Annotated in this window: 16 protein-coding genes; 7 read left to right on the top strand and 9 right to left on the bottom strand. The window is 71.6% G+C overall.

The window, feature by feature from the left end:
* Positions 1-41: 41 nt before the first annotated feature.
* Positions 42-830, bottom strand: coding sequence for a TetR/AcrR family transcriptional regulator (locus tag ACFHW1_RS24595; RefSeq protein WP_416616210.1), 789 nt, complete (start codon positions 828-830; stop codon positions 42-44).
* A 319-nt stretch (positions 831-1149) separates the two neighbouring features.
* On the opposite strand from ACFHW1_RS24595, the gene ACFHW1_RS24590 reads away from it, so the two are divergent.
* From ACFHW1_RS24590 to ACFHW1_RS24570, 5 genes are all read left to right on the top strand, one after another.
* Positions 1150-2112, top strand: a complete 963-nt coding sequence (locus tag ACFHW1_RS24590; protein ID WP_416569054.1) for an ATP-binding cassette domain-containing protein — start codon at positions 1150-1152, stop codon at positions 2110-2112.
* Positions 2109-2924 carry an ABC transporter permease gene (locus tag ACFHW1_RS24585; protein WP_416569055.1) on the top strand — a complete coding sequence of 272 codons (816 nt, stop codon included), beginning with the start codon at positions 2109-2111 and terminating at the stop codon, positions 2922-2924. Before ACFHW1_RS24590 ends, ACFHW1_RS24585 begins: the two co-directional genes overlap by 4 nt.
* Positions 2925-3150: 226 nt before the next feature.
* Positions 3151-3570, top strand: a complete 420-nt coding sequence (locus ACFHW1_RS24580) for a cold-shock protein (protein WP_416569056.1) — start codon at positions 3151-3153, stop codon at positions 3568-3570.
* Between the two features lie 941 nt (positions 3571-4511).
* Entirely contained in the window at positions 4512-5378 is an 867-nt protein-coding gene (locus tag ACFHW1_RS24575) for a polysaccharide deacetylase family protein (RefSeq protein ID WP_416553473.1), read from the top strand.
* Entirely contained in the window at positions 5375-6307 is a 933-nt protein-coding gene (locus ACFHW1_RS24570) for a family 16 glycosylhydrolase (protein WP_416553475.1), read from the top strand. The genes ACFHW1_RS24575 and ACFHW1_RS24570 overlap by 4 nt, the downstream gene beginning before the upstream one ends.
* Here the strand turns inward: ACFHW1_RS24570 and ACFHW1_RS24565 are convergent.
* Genes ACFHW1_RS24565 through ACFHW1_RS24545 form a run of 5 tightly spaced genes read right to left on the bottom strand, consistent with a single transcriptional unit; the run spans position 6292 to position 13149 of the window.
* Positions 6292-8592: a hypothetical protein gene (locus tag ACFHW1_RS24565; protein ID WP_416616181.1), complete on the bottom strand. Its 2301-nt coding sequence runs from the start codon at positions 8590-8592 to the stop codon at positions 6292-6294. The genes ACFHW1_RS24570 and ACFHW1_RS24565 overlap by 16 nt on opposite strands.
* On the bottom strand, positions 8589-9944 hold the full coding sequence (locus tag ACFHW1_RS24560) for a lipopolysaccharide biosynthesis protein (RefSeq protein ID WP_416616179.1): 1356 nt from the start codon (positions 9942-9944) through the stop codon (positions 8589-8591). The genes ACFHW1_RS24565 and ACFHW1_RS24560 overlap by 4 nt, the downstream gene beginning before the upstream one ends.
* Positions 9941-11251, bottom strand: a complete 1311-nt coding sequence (locus ACFHW1_RS24555; RefSeq protein ID WP_416616177.1) for a glycosyltransferase — start codon at positions 11249-11251, stop codon at positions 9941-9943. Before ACFHW1_RS24555 ends, ACFHW1_RS24560 begins: the two co-directional genes overlap by 4 nt.
* Positions 11248-12270, bottom strand: coding sequence for a glycosyltransferase family 2 protein (locus ACFHW1_RS24550; protein ID WP_416616175.1), 1023 nt, complete (start codon positions 12268-12270; stop codon positions 11248-11250). The genes ACFHW1_RS24555 and ACFHW1_RS24550 overlap by 4 nt, the downstream gene beginning before the upstream one ends.
* Positions 12271-12273: 3 nt before the next feature.
* Entirely contained in the window at positions 12274-13149 is an 876-nt protein-coding gene (locus tag ACFHW1_RS24545; protein WP_416616173.1) for a glycosyltransferase family 2 protein, read from the bottom strand.
* 471 nt (positions 13150-13620) lie between these two features.
* Between ACFHW1_RS24545 and ACFHW1_RS24540 the strand changes: the two genes are divergently transcribed.
* Positions 13621-15423, top strand: coding sequence for a glycoside hydrolase family 6 protein (locus ACFHW1_RS24540; protein ID WP_416616171.1), 1803 nt, complete (start codon positions 13621-13623; stop codon positions 15421-15423).
* A gap of 119 nt (positions 15424-15542) precedes the next feature.
* Here the strand turns inward: ACFHW1_RS24540 and ACFHW1_RS24535 are convergent, their stop codons facing one another.
* The 3 genes from ACFHW1_RS24535 to ACFHW1_RS24525 all read right to left on the bottom strand — a co-directional run bounded on the left by ACFHW1_RS24535 (position 15543) and on the right by ACFHW1_RS24525 (position 17211).
* On the bottom strand, positions 15543-15854 hold the full coding sequence (locus tag ACFHW1_RS24535; protein ID WP_416616169.1) for a hypothetical protein: 312 nt from the start codon (positions 15852-15854) through the stop codon (positions 15543-15545).
* 149 nt (positions 15855-16003) lie between these two features.
* Complete coding sequence (locus ACFHW1_RS24530) at positions 16004-16606, bottom strand: hypothetical protein (RefSeq protein WP_416553491.1); 603 nt, start codon at positions 16604-16606, stop codon at positions 16004-16006.
* An 11-nt stretch (positions 16607-16617) separates the two neighbouring features.
* Positions 16618-17211, bottom strand: a complete 594-nt coding sequence (locus ACFHW1_RS24525; protein WP_416553493.1) for a hypothetical protein — start codon at positions 17209-17211, stop codon at positions 16618-16620.
* A 336-nt stretch (positions 17212-17547) separates the two neighbouring features.
* Here ACFHW1_RS24525 and ACFHW1_RS24520 point away from each other — a divergent pair, with 336 nt between their 5' ends.
* Positions 17548-20055, top strand: coding sequence for a nitrate- and nitrite sensing domain-containing protein (locus ACFHW1_RS24520; RefSeq protein ID WP_416569062.1), 2508 nt, complete (start codon positions 17548-17550; stop codon positions 20053-20055).
* The last annotated feature ends 4 nt before the right edge of the window (positions 20056-20059 follow it).

Below are 20059 nucleotides of genomic sequence, written 5' to 3'. Positions count from 1 at the left end.
GGGAATTGCGGACCGAGCCTAGCCGTGAAATGCGATTCTGGTTAACCCCTATCTGCCCCTAGCTGCGTGCGTCGGGTCAGGTAGACGTGGATGCCTTCCAGGAGTTGTCGGAGACCGAACTCGAGGTTGGGAATGACGTCGCTGTCCGGGCCGGTGGGTGCGGCCGGGGTGGCGAACGTCCCGGCGGCGAGCAGGCGGGCGAGGGTCGGGAACCGCTCGGCGTCGACGACCGTCGCCAGGGCTTGTTCGTAGCCCAGCCCACCGCTCGTGGGCTCGGCGCCGGCCGGGGCCATGTCGAGGGAGATCCGGGCCATACCCTGGGTGGCGCCGCTGAGGAACAGACTGACCGAGACCATCTCGTCGTAGCCGAGTCCGCTGTCGGCGATCGCGCCGAGCAGGCTCTCGAACCAGGCCAGCTGGTTGGGCCCGATTGGGTAGCTGACCCGGACCTGCAGCATCCACGGATGATGCTGGTACCGGCCCCAGATGGCCTTGACCCAGGTCTCGACCTTCGCCTGCCAACCGCCCGCCACCGCGTCGAGGTCCGGCGGATCACCGGAGGCGACGTCGGTCATCGCGTCGACCAGGTGTGACTTGCTGGGTACGTAGCGGTACAGCGACATCGCGGTGAAGTCCAGCCGCTTGGCGACCTGCTGCATCGAGACCGCGTCGAGCCCCTCCTCGTCGGCGATCTCGATCGCGGTCAGCACGATCTTGTCGACACTCAGCGCCGGCTTGGGGCCGGGGCCGGACCGGGGTGCCCGCGTGTCGCGCCAGAGGAACTCGAAGGAGGGGGCGGCCGCGCCGCCTCTGTTCTGCCCAGATGCCATGCCCACCGTCCGCTCGTTGACGTCCTGTCGAAAACCATGTATACCATAAACGAATCAGTTTTACCCCCATACTGTTAGCGTAGACACTGTTAGCGTCGACTTGATCAGGTCACGCTGCCGGTACCCGCCGCGGCGGGTGCGGTCGCGCCGGATTCGCCGTCCGGCCGACATCCGCTGTCGTCACGTTCATATTTCCGGTGCCGGCCCGGCGGGTTCCGGCGCCGATCAACCCGCCGGTGGTGCGCGTCCGTCGCGTCCTACCGGGCATTCAACCATTCCTGCCAGCCGTGCCTGACCAAGCAACAACAAGAGGAGTTCGATGAGCGAGTCAGGAATCCGGATACGTGATCTCCGGAAGAAGTACCAGAAGGTCGAGGTGCTCAAGGGGGTCGACCTCGACGTGCAGCGGGGCACCATGCTCGCGCTGCTCGGCCCGAACGGGGCAGGCAAGACCACCGTCGTCAAGGTGCTGAGCACGCTCAGCCGGCCCACCAGCGGTGAGGTCCTCGTCAACGGCTACGACGTGGTCAAGCAGCGCAACGGCGTACGCAGCTCCATCGGCCTGGTCAGCCAGTTCGTGTCACTGGACTGGATGCACACCGGGCGGGAAAACCTGATCATGATGGGCCGCCTGCACCGGCTGAGCACGGCCAACGCGACGCTCCGCACCCAGCAGTTGCTGGAGCAGTTCGACCTGGTCGACGCCGCGGACAACCGGGTGAAGACCTACTCCGGCGGGATGAAGCGGCGGCTCGACCTGGCGGCGAGTCTGATCGTCCCGCCGTCGGTGCTGTTCCTCGACGAGCCCACCACCGGCCTCGACCCGCGCAGCCGGGCGACGATGTGGGAGGCGATCAAGCAACTGCTCGCCGGTGGCATCACCATTCTCCTCACCACGCAGTACCTCGAGGAGGCCGACCAGTTGGCGGACCGGATCGCGGTCATCGACGACGGGCGGATCATCGCCGAGGGCACCGCGGCCGAGCTCAAGCAGGGAGTCGGCAAGGAACGGGTGGAACTGGTCCTGGCGAGCATCGATGACTACGCCCGGGCCGTGGAACTGATCGCCGGCGAGGGCATCCAGCGCGACGAGGTGACCCGGAGCATCAGCATCTTCATCGACGGTGCCGCGCACGTCAAACGGTTGCTCGACCTGCTGGAGCAGCACGGTTTGGAAATCGACTCGCTGTCGCTGACCAAGCCGACCCTCGACGACGTGTTCTTCGCGCTCACCCACCGCGAGGACGCCACCACCACCGACCGCGCAGGAGCGATGCAGTGACGACCGTACCGGCCACCGAAGGCGTGGTCCTGCCGGAAAAGCGAGCCAAGCTGTACTGGGCGGTAAGCGACACCCGCGTCCTGATCGGACGGCACGTGCACCACCTGACGCGCAGCCCGGACCAGATCTTCACCGCGATCATGTTGCCGGCGGTGATGCTGTTGATGTTCCGCTTCATGTTCGGCGGAGCCATCGACGTCGGCGCCACCACCTACATCAACTACCTGGTGCCGGGCATCCTCGTCATCGCCGTGACGATGATCTCCGTCTCCACGACGTTGGCCGTACAGTCCGACATGCAGGAAGGCGTGGTCGACCGGTTCCGGGCGATCGCGATGCTGGACTCAGCGGTCCTGACCGGGCACATCGTGGCCGCTGTCATCCGGGGCATGATCGCCCTGGTGGTCATGGTCGGTCTCGGCCTGCTGGTCGGCTTCCGGCCGTCCGCGTCGGTCATCGAGTGGCTGCTGGCGGCGGCCATGCTGCTACTGTTCGCCTTCTCGTTGGCGTGGGTGTCGGCGGTGCTGGGACTGGTCGCCAAGAGCGTCGACGGTGCCAGCGGACTCGGCCTCATCCTGATGTTCAGCCCGTACGCCAGCACGGCGTTCGTACCGGCCGAGACGCTGCCGGACGGGCTGCGCGCCTTCGTCGAACACCAGCCGGTGACGTTGGTCGTGGACACCGTACGCCAGCTGCTGCTAGGCCGCCCGGTCGGGGACACCGGCTGGCAGGCGGTCCTCTGGTGGGTGGCCATCCTCTGCGTCGCGGCGCCCCTGGCCACCCGGATCTACCGTAAGCGTTTCGCCAAGTGAGATCCTTGGCTGGTTCGACCGGCCGCAGGTGGTGCCCCGGCGCAGTGGGTCGCGGGTCCCACCGGGACCGGGTCGAGCCGCCGGCCCCCTTCGCCGGCGAGGGAGTGCCACACTGTCAAAGTCGGTGAGTGTGACGGGCACGGCTTTCGGTGGCAGCGGTTGGTCCGGACGAGTTCGGTGATCGACGGCCGGTGATGGCCGAGGTGGTTCGGTAGGAGGAGTTGGCATGGGTGTCGGTCGGGTGGTGCGGTTCGACGAGGGCCGTGGGTACGGTTTCATCGCACCGGACGACGGTGGCGACGACGTCTTCGTCCACGCCGGGGAGTTGACCCAACGGGGAATCCGGGTGGCTACCGGCACCCGCGTGTCGTTCAAGGTGATCGACGGCGGCCGGGGGCCGAAAGCATACGACGTCGAGATCATCGATGATACCGCCGGTCCCACCGGGGGCCCGGGCGGTCGTGCGGCGGGCGCTTCCGGCGAGGGCGGCGACGACGAGCTCTGCGAGATCTTCTCCGAGCCGGAGTACCTGCAGCGGATCACTGAGCTGTTGCTGTCCGACGCGCCGTACCTCACCGGTGCGCAGATCGTCGAGTTGCGTGGGCACCTGTTGCGGTTCTCCCGTAAGTGCGGCTGGGTCGACTGACCCCGGCCACCGTCCCTCGCCTGACGGCGTCCCGCCCCGGGCCGTGCCGCCCATCCGCCCGCATCCAGGGTTGACTATGGCGCCGGCCGATCACAGGTTCCTATCAACCTACGGAAGTATTCCGGGAACCATCGTCCTGGTTACGAGCGCTTTTGGACTCGTCCTCCCAGGTGCTTCCGCCGCACTGCCTGCGGGAGGATGCCATGAGGCGACTCGCACGCTCGCCGCCGGCGCGCTCTCCGTGGCCATGATGGTCACGGTCGGTGCCAGCGCTTCCGCGACCTCCCACTCTGGCCGCCCGCCCGGCGCCGGCCCGGCCGTCACCGAGCAGTCCCTGCACGGCCTGGCCAAGAGGGAGCAAACTGCAGATCGGCACCGTGGTCGACATGACCGCGCTGGCCGAGGACGAGGCCTACCGAGACCGAATCGCCACCGAGCTCTTCAGCGTCACCGCCGACGCTGCTGCAGGGTGCCTGCTGGCACACCGGTGCCACTCGTTCACCCCATCCTGGACGAGTAGTACGAGCCGAAGCCAGCCTACGACGCGGCCCGGGCGACCCTCGGCCTCGCCGTACCACCGCGCCGATGGCCGCAGTGGACGGTTTACTGGACAGCAACCTGGCAACACCCCGGCATTGATTGACCGTTGCACCATCCGGCCGTAGCCTGACGGACAGAACCGCCGAAAATACCGGACAGATCCCGGAAGTTTCATGGCTGTTTTAGCTGGTCCACTGTTCCCCAGTCCCGGATCAACGACCACCGGCCGTGGCCGCCCTAGCGAACTCCGACCCCAGCCAGGTCAGCCACGGTCGGTTTCGCCGCCACCGCTGAGCAGGGCGGTCAGCGGTGAGCAGGGCAGGTGACGTCGAGCGGGCCGGTGACGTGAAGCAGGGGCCGGGGAACAGGTTTGCCCAGCGCAGGCCGGGTAGACACCCCGGATGACCGGGTCCGAGCCTCCGGCGTACAGTTCCGCGGCGCGCCCGAGTGCCGCGCAACCGGCACTGCCCGTGCTGATGTACCACTCGATCTCCCCGGCCGTCCGGGGGCCGCTGCGGTCACTCGCCGTCGGACCGACCCGGTTCGCCGAACAGCTCGCCGCGCTCGCTGACGCCGGCTACCGGATGGTCGGCCTCAGTGAGGCCCTCGACCTGCTCGACGACGTGGCGATCGACCGCAACCGGCCGGCACCGTCGATGGTCGCCCTCACCTTCGACGACGGGTACGCCGACTTCCTCACCCGCGCGCTGCCGCTGCTCGACGCCGCGAACGCCCGGGCCACCCTCTACCCGTCGGTCGGCCACCTCGGGCAGTACCCCGACTGGTTGGGCCAGTGGGCCGACGAGTTCGGCCCCCTGCTCGACTGGACCCAGCTGGACGAGGTGGCCGGGTCGGGCCGGGTCGAGCTCGGCTCACATGGCCTGCTGCACCACCCCCTCGACGTCCTGCCGCCGCAGCGGGTGACGGACGAGATCGTTGCCGCCCGGGACCGTCTCGAACAACGGTTCGGCGCCCCGGTCCGGTCGTTCTGCTATCCGCACGGCTACCACGACTGGCGGGTCCGGGCTGCGGTCCGCCGGGCCGGGCACGACAACGCGTGCGAGGTGGGTCGGCGGCGGTACCGGCCGGGTGACCGGCGGCTCGCCGTACCCCGGCTGCTGCCCACCGGTGACCACGACGGCGCCGCCCTGCTCGACCTGGTCCGCACCGGCGGACCCCGGATGGTGCCGCAGGCCAAGCGACTGGCCCAGCCCGCCTGGCGACTGACCCGTAGGGTGGCCCGGCGGGCCGGCCGGCAGCTGACGTGACGGCCCGCCCCTGGTGGCGACGCGGCGGCCCGCTGGCGGTTACCGCCGGCCTCGCCGCGCTGGTGCTGACCCTCGGCGTGGTGGTCCCGCTGCTGCAGCACCGCGCCGACCAGCCGGACCAGCCGGGCCAGACCCGTCAGCCGGACCAGCCGGGCCAGACCCGTCAGCCGGATCCCGGTGGCGGACCCCCGCCGGCCGGACCGCCACCCACCACGGCCGGCGGCGACCGGACGACGAATCCGTCCGGGATCGCCCCGCCCATCGGCGATCTGCCCAGCTGGCGGCAGATCTTCGTCGACGACTTCGACGGCACCGGACTGAGTGACGACTGGTTCGCCTACTCGGGGCAGCCGGACGGGGATCCCGGCGGTTGGTTCGACCCCGGCCACGTGTCGGTCGGAGCCGGCATGCTGACCATCGGTGGCTGGCGCGAGGCCGGCCGGGACAACATCTACGTCACCGGTGGGGTGTCCAACCGGCGGGTGGTGACCCGCAGCTACGGCCGGTACGACATCCGGTTCCGGATGGATCAGGGCACCGGGATCGCGTATGCGCTGCTGCTCTGGCCGGGTGACAACGTCTACCCGCCGGAGATCGACATCGCCGAGGACAACGGCAAGGGCCGGGACCGGATGTACGGGGTGCTGCATCCGGTCACCGGCGACCCGATCGAGCACGACGTCGGTGGTGACTTCACCCGCTGGCACACCGCAGGTCTGGAGTGGACGCCCGACCGGCTGGTCTACACTTTGGATGGCGAGCCGTGGGCGACGATCACCGGCGACCAGGTGCCGGACGAGCCGATGGCGCTGGCCCTGCAGAGCCAGGCGTGGTACTGCGGGCACACCTGGGAGGCCTGCCCGGACGAGACCACGCCGGACGTGGTGAACCTGCAGGTCGACTGGGTCGCCATCTACGCTCCGGCCTGACGTCCGGCGTACCGGTAGACGGTGACGTCGGCGCTACGTTGGAAGACCGACCAGCCGTCCCGGCCGTCCAGCAACCGTTGCAGCCGGTCCAACGAGCCGGGCGGGAAGTAGCCGAAGTAGTCGGACTGCCGCCGCATCCCGTCGCTGATCACCAGGTACGCCGGGTCGCCGCTGAACGAGCGGAGGAACTCCTCGACCGCCGGCAGGTGCTCGCCGTCCAGCGCGGCACCGCGCAGCTGCGCCCCGACCACCAGGTCCGGCTCGCCGGCCGGCACGTCGGTGTTGAACCGCGGGTACGCCGCCGTCAGCCGACTGGGGAAATTGGAGGTGGCGACCGCGATGGTGGCACCGGGCTCGGCGGTGGCGTACAGCTGGCTGGCGGCGGCCACCTCGTCGGCGGTCTGCCGGTCCACCGCCAGCTGTCCGTGCCGACCCTGCACCGTGCCGAGGGCGAAGCCGCCGAGCGCCACGGCCACGGCCACCGCCGCGACCGGCCCCAGCCACCGCCGCCGGCGGTCGCCGCGCCGCCACTCGTCCTGACGGCCGTCGACCCGGTCGAGGCGCCGGTCGGCCCGGTCGACCACCGCGCGGGCGATCAGGAAGGCGCACCACGGCGCGGAGAACAGGAACACCCGGTAGATCGCCTCGCCGCCGTAGCTCTGCGCCGCGAGCAGGACGAACGGCGTGGCGGCCAGCAGCGCCGGCACCAGCACGGTCCGCAGCCGGCGACGGTACGCCAGCACCGCCAGCACGGTCAGCGCCCAGACGGTCAGCGCGAGTGTACGGACCACGATTGCCGAGAACGCCTGCCCGGTCGAGCCCCAGCCCTCGGCGTTGCCGGCGGCGTTGGAGAAGATGTCGAACCCGTCGAAGACGCCGAACGCCTCCGACACGAACCCGAACCGGGGCAGCAGGTAGCCGAGCACGACCACGCCCATCGCCAGCGGCAGCCAGCGGGGCCGGACCAGCCGCGGCACGGCCAGCACGGCCACCTGCGCCACCACCAGGTACGGCGACAGTTGGTGGGCGGCGGTCAGCACGGCCAGCAGCGCCAACGCCGCCACCGTCGCACCGGCCCGGACGCGGCCCGTTCCGACCCGACGGCCCGTCGCGTCGGCTCCGGCCGGTGCACGCAGCCAGGTCAGCACGATCAGCAGCACCCCGAGGCTGAGCAGGAAGCCGAACGCCTGCGGGGAGAGGTAGTCCTCCTCCACCCAGTTGACCGCGAAGAAGCCGAACACGGTCAGGTACGCCACCCGTCGGTCGTCAACGAGGGTCCGCGCGATGGCGTACAGCACCGGGGCCGCAGCCAGGTTGAAGAAGACCGACGACCAGTCGGCCAGCGTCGCCGGGGCGATGCCACCGGCCGCGCCGAGCTGCGCGGCACCGGCGAACAGCGCCGGCCACTGCTGGTAGATGTCGGTCGCCGCGTCGACCGGGTTGCCGGCCGCGATGAACTCGATCACCCCGAGGTGCTTGTACGTCCAGGCGTACTGCGGTTGGTCGAGTAGCAGCGGGGTGGTGCCGTGCAGCAGCACGACCAGCAGCACCAGGTAGCCGGCGGCGGCCAGCCCGCGCCCGGTCGCCCGCCCGGCGGCTGGCCGCAGCCCGGCGAGCGCGGTGACGAAGCCGGCGACGGTGAGCGCCACGGCGGCCAGGAAGAACGGACTGACGGTGGCGAGCAGCCCGAAATCGCCCACCCGGGTCACATCGGTGCTGGACACCGCGACCCACCACAGCGCCAGCGCCACGCCGATCACCGCGGCGTGTGCCAGCAGCGGCCGCCCGGCACCCGGCAGCGTCAGCCTCCCGGCAACGACCGGCCGTCGGGCCGGGTCCGGGTGGGAGCCCTGGCGTGCCGCCGGCGCGGCCCGGAGCAGACCGGCGGCGCTGACGGCTGCCACCGCCACCGCCAGCGCGCCGACGGCCAGCCTGGGCTGCCACCAGCCGGCCCAGACCGACCCGGTGGCCACGGCCACGTACCCGGCCAGGCTGGCCAGTACGGTCGTCGCCCACCGGGTCGCCGTCGGCCGGACGGTCAGGTGGCTGAGCAGCGCGGCACCCGGACCCAGGGCGGCGAACGCGACCGCGGCCGGGGCCTGCCACGGGCCGCCCACGGCCAGGCCGGACAGGGCCAGGACCGCGACGACCAGGCCGGTGTACGCCTGAGCGGTGCGCCCGGCCCGGGTCGCCGCCCGCCCCACGGCCCGCGTCGGCGCGGCCGCTGGCTCGGGGAGTGGGCTAACGGGGAGCGGGCGGACGGGACGCAGGGCGAGATCGGTCATCCGGCACCTCCGGTGTCGGCGGTAACGGTCCCGGACTCGGCGGAACGTCGGGCCCAGGCCGGGGCGCTGGTCGCGTCGCCGGTCGCCCGGTAGCGGCGGATCAGCCCGGGAAGCAGCACGATCGCCACCGCGGCCTGTGCCATACACAGCGCGGCCGCCGGCGCGATGATTCCGACCCGGGGCAACCCGACCCAGCTGACCAGCAGGAACGCGGCGGTGCCGACCGACTGCACGGTCACCACCGGCCACATCCGCTTCTCCATCATCGCGAACGCGCAGTAGAGCAGGATCACCCCGGTGAACGGCAGCGACAGCCCGATCAGCCGCAGTGTGTCGGCACCCTCGACGGCGTACTGCCCGCCGAGCAGCCGCAGCAGCGGCCCGGCCGCCCCGGCGAGCACCGCCGCACCCGGCAGCACCACTGCGGCGACCAGCAGGACCGCCCGGTCGACGTGTGCCCGGGCCGCCGCCGCGTCGCTGGACGCGGTGACCACGAACGAGGTGACGACGTTCCACAGCAGCGTGCTGCCGGCCACCCCGATCACCCACGGGATGTAGAAGTAGGCGCTGGCGGTGGCGCCCAGCACGCTGGCGACCAGCACCGGCGGCAGGTACGCGACGGCGTTGGTGAGCAGCCCGTTGACGTACTCGGCGGAGGCGAAGCCGAGCAGTTCCCGCCGGGCCGGGGCCGGCGCCGCCGGTGCGGTGCGGGCGTGCGCCGGGGCGAGCCGGGCCAGCACCCACCAGTTGACCCCGAGCATGGTCGCCAGCATCGGCACCGACCAGGCGACCAGCATGCCGTCGCCGGCGGCGGTGCCGGCCAGCAGCGGCAGCAGCGCCACCTTGGCGGTGGACGCGACCACGTTCTTCGCCGGTACGCTGCCGGCCCGCCGCAGCGCGGTCAGCACCCCGTCGGTGATGAAGAAGATCGCTGTGCCGACCACGGCGGCAACGAAGAACAGCCGCTGCGTCGGTGCCGGGCCGATGATGCCGGTGCCCATGCCGAGGGCCAGGAACCCGCCGCTGAGCAGCAGTGACATTGCCGCCGACGCGGCGTAGCCGGTGAGCACCAGTCGGCGGGTGTGCCGGCCGGCGCCGGGCAGGAACCGGGCGTACAGGTTGATCAGGTTGAGCTGGGCGAGCCCGGCCAGCAGCGTCATCGCCGACACCGCCGCCGACGCCCGGCCGACCGCCTCCGGCGCGAACCAGCGAGCGGCCACCACCCAGAACACGAACCCGAGCGCGGCGCTGGCGACCGTGGAGGTCATCAGCGCCGCCGCGCTGCGCAGCAGCGCCGGGCGGCGGACCACCACCACCGCCGGTGGCGGGACGGTCGTGCCGGCGGCGGTCACGGCCAGCCCCGCATCCGGCGGCTCAGCCGTCGGCCGGCCATCCGGCTGCGCAGGTACGCGACCGGCCCGGCGAGCAGCCCGCGCCGGTTGGCGCCGACCAGCTCGCGGGGGAAGTCGTCGCGCAGCCCGGCCAACCGCTGCCCGCCACCGCCGCCGAACGTGTCGCGCAGCGCGGTCGGGGCGAGCCGCAGCAGCGGTCCGAGCAGCCGAGGTTCGCGCAGCAGCAAACTGGTGTAGGCGGCGGTCAGCCCGGTGCCGTAGCCGACCAGCTGGTTGCGCAGCCCGGCCAGGTCGCGGCGGTGGTGGTGCCAGACCAGGGCGCTGGGCTGGTAGGCGACGGTGCCGTCGGCGACCAGCACCTGCATCAGGGCCAGAGTGTCCTCGGAGCCCATCGCGGGGGTGCCGGCGCCGAGCGCGGTGTCGAAGCCGCCGATGCGCTCCAGCACGCCGGGTCGGAAGGCCATGTTGCCGCCGGCGCCGAACGGCGGCAGCGGGTAGAGCGGGCTCTGCCGGTGCGCGGTGGCCGGCGAGAACACGTCCGGCGTGAAGCCACGGCCCTTGCTGTGCCCGCCGTACTGCTCGAACCACAGCTGCGCGTCAGTGGCGAGTTCGGCCGGCGCGATGGCTCCGGTGACCGCGTCGGCCTGCGGGTGGTCGGCCAGGGCGCGGGCGATCTCGGCGAGCCAGTGCGGGTCGGCCACCTCGTCGTCGTCGATCCAGGCGACGATCTCGCCGACGGTGGCACGCAGCGCCCGGTTGCGGGCGTGCGACAGCCCGGGCCGGGGTTCGCGGACGTAGTCGACCGGTGCCCCGTGGCCGTCGGCTGCCCCGCCGCCGCCGGCGGCGCGGGCGACCACCCGGACGGTGGCGTCGCTGACCGGCGCGTTGTCCACCACCAGCACCCGGAACCGGGGGTACTGCTGGGCCAGCACGCTGTCCAGGGTGCGGGCCAGCCCGGCGGGCCGTTCCCGGGTGCAGACGACCACGGTGATGTGCGGCGCGTCGTCGAGCACCTCGGCCCGCCGGGTCAGGTAACCGGGTTCGGGCCGGTCGGCCGGGGGGATCTCCCGGTCGACGGCGGCGGCGAGGTCCGCGCCGGTCAGCCCGTGCGGCGGTACGTCGAGCAGCAGCGCGCCGATCGGCTGGGTGAACTGGCGGACCAGCAGCCAGGCGCGTTCCACCCGGCGGCCGGCCGGGTCGGTCCCGGGGACGTCCGGGAGCCGGTCGGTGACTTCCAGGTCGATGACGGTGGCCGAGATCCGGTCCGCGGTGCCGGCCGGGAAGTGCACAGAGGTACGTGGGTTCATCGTGCGGCTCCGATCGGTGGGCGTGGGGACGGAGTCGGGCTGCCGGCGCCGGGCCCGCCGGTCGGCCGCCGGCTGGCCGGTACGGTCCCACCGGTCAGTGCGGTGCGGCCGGCGAGTTCGGTCAGCGCGCCCGTGGCCGCGGCGGCGGTGCCGGCGAGGATGGCGCCGGCTCGGGCGGCGTGCCGGTAGCCGCGCCCGCGTAGGGCGGCCCCGGTCTCCCGGCGCAGTGCGGCGGGCAGCGTACGGTGCAGGTAGTCCTGCTCGGCGCCGAGGCTGGGTGCGCCGTCGAGCAGCCCGGCCATCATGATCTTGCCGCGGCCTTCGGCGTAGCAGCGGCGCAGGAAGTAGCGGAAGGTGCTGTGCGTGGCGGGCACGCCGTGCGAGATGACCGCCTGGGGCACGTACCACCACTGCCCGCCGATGACTGCGGCCATCCGCAGGCAGAGTTCGGTGTCCTCGGGCCGTGCCCGGTTGCCGACCTTGCCGAAGCCGGTGCGGAAACCGCCGACGGCGAGGAACGCGTCGCGGCGTACCGCCATGCTGGCCGACCAGACATTGCGTACCGGTCCGGGCCGGACCGGCTGGCCGGCGTACGAGCCGCCGACCGCCCACCGGAACTCGGCGGGGAACCAGCTGGGCTGGTGCCGTTCCCAGGCGGGTTCGATGGCGCCGCCGGCCCCGATCACGTTGGGGTCGGCGAACGCGGCGACCAGCCCGGCCAGCCAGCCGGGGTGGGCGACGACGTCGTCGTCGAGGAACACCACCAGGTCGGTGCGGGCGTGCCGGGCGCCGGTGTTGCGGTTGCCGGAGACACCCCGCTGGTACGCGTTGTCGAGCACGGTCACCGCGGGCAGTTCCCGGCGGATCCGGTCGGCGAGCGCCGGGTGATGATCGACCACCACGATGATCTCGGCCGGTTCGAGGTCCTGCCGGCGGACGGACTCGACGGCGGTACGCAGCCCGGCGAGCCGGTCCGGGTGGTGGGTCGGGACCACCACGCTGACGGTCGGTCGGGGCATCACTCAGCCCTCCTCGGCGGTCACCGGTACGGCGGCGGTCCGCTGCCGGCGGTGCTGCCGGCGGCGGGTCCGGCGCAGTCGGCGTTCGCGGCCGAACTCACTGAGGATGGTGCGCAGCACCCGGGTGCCGTCACGCACCGTGTCGAGGTTGCTCTCGCCGTGGATCCGCAGGTGCTCGATGCTGGGCACCTCGGTGATCCGCATCCCGTGGGCGGCGACCCGGACGTTGATCAACGTCTCGATCTCGAAGCCGTCGCCCCACAGCTTGCCGCCGTCGGCGGGTCCCGGGGTGGTCGGGTCGGGCAGGTCCAGCGCTGGGACCACCCGCCGCCAGAAGGCGTTGTAGCCGTAACACAGGTCGGTGAACCGGGTGCCGAACAGCAGGTTGACCATCCCGTTGAGACCTTCGTTGCCGAGCCGGCGCAGTGGGGTGATGTCGTGGCTGCCGCCACCGGCGCGGAAGCGGGAACCCTTGGCGAAGTCGGCTCCGGCGAGCAGCGCGGCGACGAAGCGCGGGATCTCGGCCGGGTCGGTCGACCCGTCGGCATCGATCATCACCACGATGTCGCTGGTTGCGGCGGCGAAGCCGCAGGCGAGGGCGTTGCCCTTGCCGGTACGGGTCTGCCGAACGATCCGCATCGTCGGCCAGAGTTCCCGGGCGACCTGCACCGTACGGTCGACCGAGCCGCCGTCGACGACGACGACCTCGTCGACGTCACGGGGGAGCCGGGCGAAGACGTGCGGCAGGTTCCGTTCCTCGTTGATGGTGGGGATGACGACGGTCACCGACGGCAGGTGCGGGCCGTGCCGGGTCGGCGGTGGGGTCGGGTGCGGCGCTGCCGGCGTCGGGCGCAGGCGAGGGTTGGTGTAGACGGACATGCCGGTGTCCTCCGGGGGGTGGGGGAGGGTGCGGGACACAGGCGACGCGGGGCCGTTCGCGAGCCGCCCGGACTGACTAGCGGTCCATCACCGGGGGTCAACAACCTGATATGCCGGTTATTTCGGACCCCGCGTGGCTCAGTGGGCTGGGTCACATCCGCCGTTGCGTGGCGGGTCCGATCAGGGCCGGCATGAAGTGGTGCCGGGCGTGCCCGCAGAGCCGTGCCGGGCGGGAAATCGTCACCAGCAGGTTCCGGACGGTTGCGGTGGGAGCGTTCCCATGACATGATGATGATCGATTGGCGCTGCGGAGCCAGCCAAGCGCACCTGTTTCGCCGAGGGCAACCGGTTCTTCCGGTCGGCGATTCGACCGCCGAGTCGTCCATTCCGACGACAGGTGGTGCACCGACCTCACCAAGGTCCCCGGCCGTCGTGCCGGCGACCAGTTATGTCGCGAGGAGACAACTCCGCATGAACCTCAATCCACTACGCGGCGCTGGGCGCTCGCGGATGCGTCGCGGCCTGTCCGCGGCCGCCGCGGTCGTACTCGGCTCCGGTGTGCTCGTGGTCGCGGCCACTCAGGCCAGCGCCGCCGCCGGGTGTCGGGTCGACTACTCGGTCAACCAGTGGAACACCGGATTCACCGCCAACCTGACCATCACCAACCTGGGTGACCCGCTGAGCAGTTGGGCCCTGGAGTGGGACTACTCCGGCAACCAGCAAATCACCCAGGCGTGGAACAGTGAATTCACCCAGAGTGGCAGTCGGGTGACTCTGCGCAATGCGCCGTGGAATGGCTCGCTGGGTACGAACGCCAGCGTCAACCCCGGCTTCAACGCGAGCTACTCCGGCACCAACACCGCGCCCACGGTGTTCCGCCTCAACGGTGTGGCGTGCAACGGCGGCACCACGCCGACGACCGCCCCGCCGACGACCGCCCCGCCGACGACCGCCCCCCCGACGACGGCGCCGCCGCCGACGACCGCCCCGCCGCCGACGTCCCCGCCGCCGAGCGGGCCGCGGGTGGACAACCCGTACGTGGGTGCCGACGTGTACGTGAACCCGATCTGGAGTGCGAACGCGGCGGCTGAGTCGGGTGGTAGCCGGATCGCTGATCAGCCGACGGGTGTGTGGCTGGACCGCACGAGTGCGATCTACGGCAACAACAGCCCGACCACCGGTGACATGGGTCTGGCGGACCATCTGGACGAGGCGGTGCGGCAGGACGCGGCGAACGGTAGCCGCCCGCTGGTCTTCCAGGTCGTGATCTACAACCTGCCGGGTCGGGACTGTGCGGCGTTGGCGTCCAACGGTGAGCTGGGTCCGGACGAGATCGACGCGTACCGGGACGATTACATCGATCCGATCGCGGAGATCGTGGGTCGGGCGGAGTACCGGAATCTGCGGATCGTGGCGGTGGTCGAGATCGATTCACTGCCGAACCTGGTGACGAATGTGGGTTCCCGGGTCACGGCGACGCCCGAGTGTGACGTAATGCTGGCGAACGGCAACTACGTGACGGGTGTCGGCTACGCGATCTCGCAGTTGGCGGATGTGCCGAACGTGTACAACTACATCGACGCCGGGCACCACGGCTGGATCGGCTGGGAGGACAACTTCGGGCCGACGGCGCAGATCATCGCGCAGGCGGCGAACGCGTCCGGTGCGTCGCCGTCGGACGTCCACGGGTTCATCACGAACACGGCGAACTACTCGGCGTTGCAGGAGCCGTACATCACGGTGGACAGCAACACCCGTCAGTCGTCGTGGATTGACTGGAACAACTACAACGACGAGTTGACGTTCGCGCAGGCGTTCCGGCAGGGGCTGGTGCAGGCCGGATTCCCGTCGAGCGTCGGCATGCTGATCGACACGTCGCGGAACGGCTGGGGCGGTCCGGACCGTCCGACCGGTCCGAGCAACGCTGGCGATGTGGACACCCGCGTAGACGAGTCGCGGATCGACCGACGGTTCCAGAAGGGCAACTGGTGCAACCAGTCGGGTGCCGGTCTGGGCGAGCGTCCGACCGCGGCGCCGGCGAGTGGGATCGACGCGTACGTGTGGATCAAGCCGCCGGGTGAGTCGGACGGTTCGAGTTCGGAGATCCCGAACGACGAGGGTAAGGGTTTCGACCGGATGTGTGACCCGACATACACGGGTAACCCGCGGAACAACAACAACATGAGTGGTGCCCTGCCGGGCGCGCCGGTTTCCGGGCACTGGTTCTCGGCCCAGTTCCAGGAGCTGATGGCGAACGCGTACCCGCCGTTGTGACAAGGCTGGACGCTCGACACTGAGCGGGGCCCGGCGCCGGACACGGCACCGGGCCCCGCCCCATTCTGGTCACCGAGCGCCCTCCGGATCACCCCGGTCGGCGCACGGCACCGCTCAGGTCAGGGCACGGTGCGTTCAATCGCTGCGGCACCGTCGCGTTCCAGTTCCTGACGCGCCCGATCCACCTGCCCCGGGCTGCCGTCGCCACCCTTGGCCACTGCGAGATCCGCTGCCTCCCACGGCTGCTCGGCGCCGGTCCGTACCCGTGCCGAGCCGGACCGGCCGTCCGGCGGCTGAAAATCCGGACCGTCCTGCTCCGTGTCCGGATCGGTGACCAGCAGCGGCACCGTGGTGTCGTCCTCGACAGCGGCCGCCACTGCCGGTTCCTCCTCCAGCGGCACCCGGCCGATCGCATTGTCCCGGTCCGTCATGGCTGCCCCCTCCCGTCGGAGCCGTCGAGGACAGGGGTACCCGGGGCAGGGGCGGATATGCGCGGGCGCCGGCCGGCGGATATGCGCGACCTCCGGCGCCAGCTGTGCCGGAGGTCGCAAAGATTGGGAAGGTCGGTTTCTGGCGAGGCTCAGAGCGACAGCACCCGGTCCAGCAGGTCCCGGTAGCGGCGGACCGCCATCCGCAGTTGCTCGGTGTCCTCCGGGCCGGCGTCGGTCCACCCGCCGAGTTCGTCGCGCTGCGCGGTCAACGCCGCGGTGAGCGCCTCGACGGCCTCCGTCACCAGGCTCTGTGCCTCGCCCGCCGCGGCGTGCGGGTCGTCGACAAAGCGCAGTTGCACGTCCCGCCACCGGTCCCGGAACGCGTCGGCCTGCTCCGCCGCGAAGACTCCCGCTGGCGCCGGCTGCCGGGTCTGCTGTGGTTCGCTGCCGTCGCCCGCTCGTACGGTGTCGTCCTCGCTGGGATCGCGCGGCTCGTGCAGCCGCTCCGGGCCGGCCATCGCCGAGGCCGCGACCGCACCGCCGACGGTGGCGGCGCCGAACGCGGTCGGCTGTTCGACCGGTTCGTGGTGGACCGGCTCGTTCCGCTCGGGCGTCGCCACGCCGGAGACGATTTCGGTACGGTCCGGGTCAACGTATCCGTCGTGTTCGTGACCGGCGTCAGGTCGGCCCGGTCCGCTGTTCGGGGTGATGACCTCGGTACGTTCGTCGTGCCACTGATCGGTGCGGGCCATGGTGTCTCTCCTCAGCGGGTCGAAGCTTCCGTCGGGGTCGAGGCTTGCTGGGTCGGTGCCGCGGTGGGCACGGGGTCCTCGCCGAGCAGCTCTGCGAAGAGCGCCCGGTAGTGCACCACGGCCTGACGCAACTGCTCGGTGCTCGCTTCCCCGCGCTCGTTGGCCAGATGGACCTCGTGCGCCTCGCGGTACCTGCCGAGCGTACGGGCGTGCTCCACGGAGAGCTGAGCCACCTGCTCGTCGTAGTCGCCGGTCGGGTAGCCGAGCTCGGCGATCAGCCGGGTGAGCAGTTCGTCGGCGTCGCCGACCGCGGCGCCGGGTGCGTCGACGAACCGGGTCTGCACCTCGGCCCAGGCGGCGGCGTAGCGGGCGCGGGACGTTTCGGACAGCGGGGTCAGGGTCAACTCGGCGTGCCGGTGTTCTCGCTGCCGGAGCTCGCGCTCGGCGGCGCTGCGGCTGTCCTGCTCGGCGACGACCCGGTCGTACTCCGGACCGAAGGTGCTACGCAGGTCGTGGCGCCGCCGCCACCGGATCCAGAGCAGGGCGAGCGCCGCGAGCGCGACGAGAAGTACGGCGGCGATGAGGACGATCTCGATGAGCGACATGGTTGTTCCTCCTTCTCGCCCCGGTATTCCCGCTCGACCCGGTTCCTCAATCCGGGTTTGTCACATTTCCTTGACGACCTCGCCGGCATCTGATCCGGATCGCTCGCCGGGATGGTTCGCTGCAGGTCGGGACAACGACCGTGGATGCCGCCAGGTGCGGCCGCTTTCGGGACGCTCCGTGCCCACAATCGACCGCTGGGTGCCTCTGGTAGTGCCTGAGCCGTTAATTACGTATCCTTCCGGAGGCGCCGGACGCGACTGACCATCCACTCACCCGGACCGGTCGGTTCCGCATCCGCCGCGCCAGCTCAGCCACCACCGCGCCGGCGAGGTCTGATGAATACCCGCAACTGGTCGATCCGCTCGAAGATCGTTGCGCTGGTCGCTGTCCCGATCGCCGCGCTGCTGGCGCTGTGGATCTTCGCGACGTCGTTGACCATCGGCCCGGCGCTGAGCCTGCTGGGTGCCCAGGCACTGCTCGACGACGTCGGCCGCCCCGGCGAGGCGGTGGTGGCCGAGCTGCAGCGGGAACGCCGGCTCTCCGTGGTGTATCTGTCCCGCGCCGAGGGGCAGAACGCGCTGCGCGCCGGTGACCTGCGGCAGTTGCGCGACCAGTGGAAGGCCACCGACGCGGCGATCGACGAGTTCCGGCGCTCCGCTCGCGGCGACGAACCGCCGGCGGACCCGGCTGTGCTGGACGAGCGGATCGCGGCGACCCTGTCCGAGCTGGAGCTGCTGCCGTCCGGCCGAGGGTTCGTCGAACGTCGGGAGATGGACGCAGCCGGCGCGCTCGGCCTGTACAGCGGCATCGTCGACACCGCGTTCCAGATGTTCGCAGCGTTGGCCGGGCTGCCGGACAACGAGATCAACCGGCAGGCGCGGGCGCTGACCGACATCGGCCTGGGCCGTGATCTGCTCGGCCGGACCGACGCTCTGCTCGCCGGGGCCTTCGCCGCTGGCGAGCTGACCCCCGCCGGCCACCTGCAGTTGGTGCAAATCGTCGCCAACCAGCGGTTGCTGTTCGACCGGGCGGTGGCCGAGCTGCCCGACCCGGACAGCCGGACCTACCACCAGCTTGCCGCCGGTGACGACTACACCGGGCTGCGGCAGATGCAGGACACGCTGATCGCCGGTGGGCCGGCCGAGGACGGGCTGCCAGTATCCGAGTCCCGCTGGCGGGCCAGCTACCAGTCGGTTCAGGAGCAGCTGCGGGACTTCGAGCTGCTCGCCGCTGACGCGCTGGCCGAACGCAGCATGCCGACCGCGATCGCCATCCTGGCCCGGCTCGCCGCAGCCGGACTGGTCGGCCTGGCCGCGGTGATCGTCTCCGTGGTCATCTCGCTGCGGGTCGGCCGGTCGTTGATCCACCGGTTGACCGGGTTGCGCGCCGCCGCCCTGGAGCTGGCCGGCGAGCGGCTGCCCGGGGTGGTCGCCCGGCTACGCCGCGGCGAGGACGTCGACGTCGTCACCGAAGCCCCGCCGCTGGAGTACGGCGCCGACGAGATCGGCCAGGTCGGGCACGCGTTCAGTGAGGTGCAGCGGACCGCCGTACGGTCGGCCGTCGAGGAGGCGGCGCTGCGTCGTGGGCTGAACGAGACGTTCCTCAACATCGCCCGACGCAGCCAGACGCTGCTGCACCGGCAGCTGGCCGTACTGGACCGGATGGAACGGCGCAGCACCGATCCGACGGAGCTGGAGGACCTGTTCCGGGTCGACCACATGGCCACCCGGATGCGCCGGCACGCCGAGGACCTGGTGATCCTCGCAGGAGCTGCGCCGGGCCGGGGATGGCGCAACCCGGTACCGGTGGTCGACGTGATCCGGGGGGCCGTCTCCGAGGTCGAGGACTACGCCCGGGTGCACGTCACGACCGTGGAGGCCGCAGCCGTCGCCGGCCGGGCCGTGGGTGACGTCATCCACCTGCTGGCCGAGCTGATCGAGAACGCCACGTCCTTCTCCCCGCCGCAGACCCGGGTCACCGTGATCGGCCAGAGCCTGCCCAAGGGGTACGCGGTCGAGGTTGAGGACCGGGGCCTCGGCATGGAACCGGACGCGGTCGAGGATGCCAATCAGCGCCTCGCCGAGTCGCCGAACTTCGACCCCCACAACAGCGCCCGGCTCGGTCTGTTCGTCGTCGCCCAGTTGGCGGCCAAGCACGGCGTACGGGTCCGACTCCGGCCGTCACCGTTCGGCGGGATCACCGCCGTCACGCTGATCCCGGCTGAGCTGGTGGTGCCCGAGTCCGAGGTGCTGGCGCTACCGTCCGGCCGGCCACCCACAGCACTGACCACGGTGCGGTCGAGCCCGGCACCGGACCCGCCCGCCCGCCCGACCTCCGCGCCGCCGGCGGAGCCAACCGGGGCGCAGCCGCCGGCCCGCCGCCGTCCCACCACCCTGCCGACCCGGCGGTCCAGCGGTGCCGGCGCGACCACCGAGGACGGCCTGCCGCGCCGGGTACGCCAGTCCAGCCTGGCGCCCCAACTGCGCCAGGCACCCGATCCGTCCGCAGCCGACGGTCAGCTGCGGGAAGCCCCGCAACGGTCCCCGCAGGAGGTGCGGTCCCTGATGTCCGCGTTGCAGGCGGGAACCGCCCGGGGCCGGCAGGCGGCCGGCCTGCCAGCGGCCGGGCAGCCGGGTGGTGCCGGCGACACGACGCCGATCGTCGACGGCGGCTCGGTGCTGCCGGTCGGCGACGGCAGCACCGGTTCCGGCGACGAGCCGGCTTCCGTGGCATTGGAACCGTCCCCGACCGGGTCGACCGGCCCGGTCCGGGGCACCGCGACTCCGCCTCCGGGCGCGGTGCTGCCGCCCCCGGCGACGGAAGAGTCGGAGAGGGAGCTGTAGCTGT

The sequence above is a fragment of the Micromonospora sp. LOL_014 genome, from assembly GCF_048060245.1.
GTDB lineage: Bacteria > Actinomycetota > Actinomycetes > Mycobacteriales > Micromonosporaceae > Micromonospora_E.
The sequence above is the reverse complement of the archived record's forward strand: the minus strand, read 5'-3'. Positions and strand labels throughout refer to the sequence as shown.

Bases quoted from the DNA above. Each gene is read 5' to 3' on its own strand.
- ACFHW1_RS24595 (WP_416616210.1), bottom strand. From the start codon at position 830: ATGGCATCTGGGCAGAACAGAGGCGGCGCGGCCGCCCCCTCCTTCGAG.
- ACFHW1_RS24545 (WP_416616173.1), bottom strand. From the start codon at position 13,149: ATGTCCGTCTACACCAACCCTCGCCTGCGCCCGACGCCGGCAGCGCCG.
- ACFHW1_RS24520 (WP_416569062.1), top strand. From the start codon at position 17,548: ATGAATACCCGCAACTGGTCGATCCGCTCGAAGATCGTTGCGCTGGTC.
- ACFHW1_RS24530 (WP_416553491.1), bottom strand. From the start codon at position 16,606: ATGGCCCGCACCGATCAGTGGCACGACGAACGTACCGAGGTCATCACC.
- ACFHW1_RS24575 (WP_416553473.1), top strand. From the start codon at position 4,512: ATGACCGGGTCCGAGCCTCCGGCGTACAGTTCCGCGGCGCGCCCGAGT.
- ACFHW1_RS24580 (WP_416569056.1), top strand. From the start codon at position 3,151: ATGGGTGTCGGTCGGGTGGTGCGGTTCGACGAGGGCCGTGGGTACGGT.
- ACFHW1_RS24555 (WP_416616177.1), bottom strand. From the start codon at position 11,251: ATGAACCCACGTACCTCTGTGCACTTCCCGGCCGGCACCGCGGACCGG.
- ACFHW1_RS24550 (WP_416616175.1), bottom strand. From the start codon at position 12,270: ATGCCCCGACCGACCGTCAGCGTGGTGGTCCCGACCCACCACCCGGAC.
- ACFHW1_RS24590 (WP_416569054.1), top strand. From the start codon at position 1,150: ATGAGCGAGTCAGGAATCCGGATACGTGATCTCCGGAAGAAGTACCAG.
- ACFHW1_RS24565 (WP_416616181.1), bottom strand. From the start codon at position 8,592: ATGACCGATCTCGCCCTGCGTCCCGTCCGCCCGCTCCCCGTTAGCCCA.
- ACFHW1_RS24540 (WP_416616171.1), top strand. From the start codon at position 13,621: ATGAACCTCAATCCACTACGCGGCGCTGGGCGCTCGCGGATGCGTCGC.
- ACFHW1_RS24525 (WP_416553493.1), bottom strand. From the start codon at position 17,211: ATGTCGCTCATCGAGATCGTCCTCATCGCCGCCGTACTTCTCGTCGCG.
- ACFHW1_RS24535 (WP_416616169.1), bottom strand. From the start codon at position 15,854: ATGACGGACCGGGACAATGCGATCGGCCGGGTGCCGCTGGAGGAGGAA.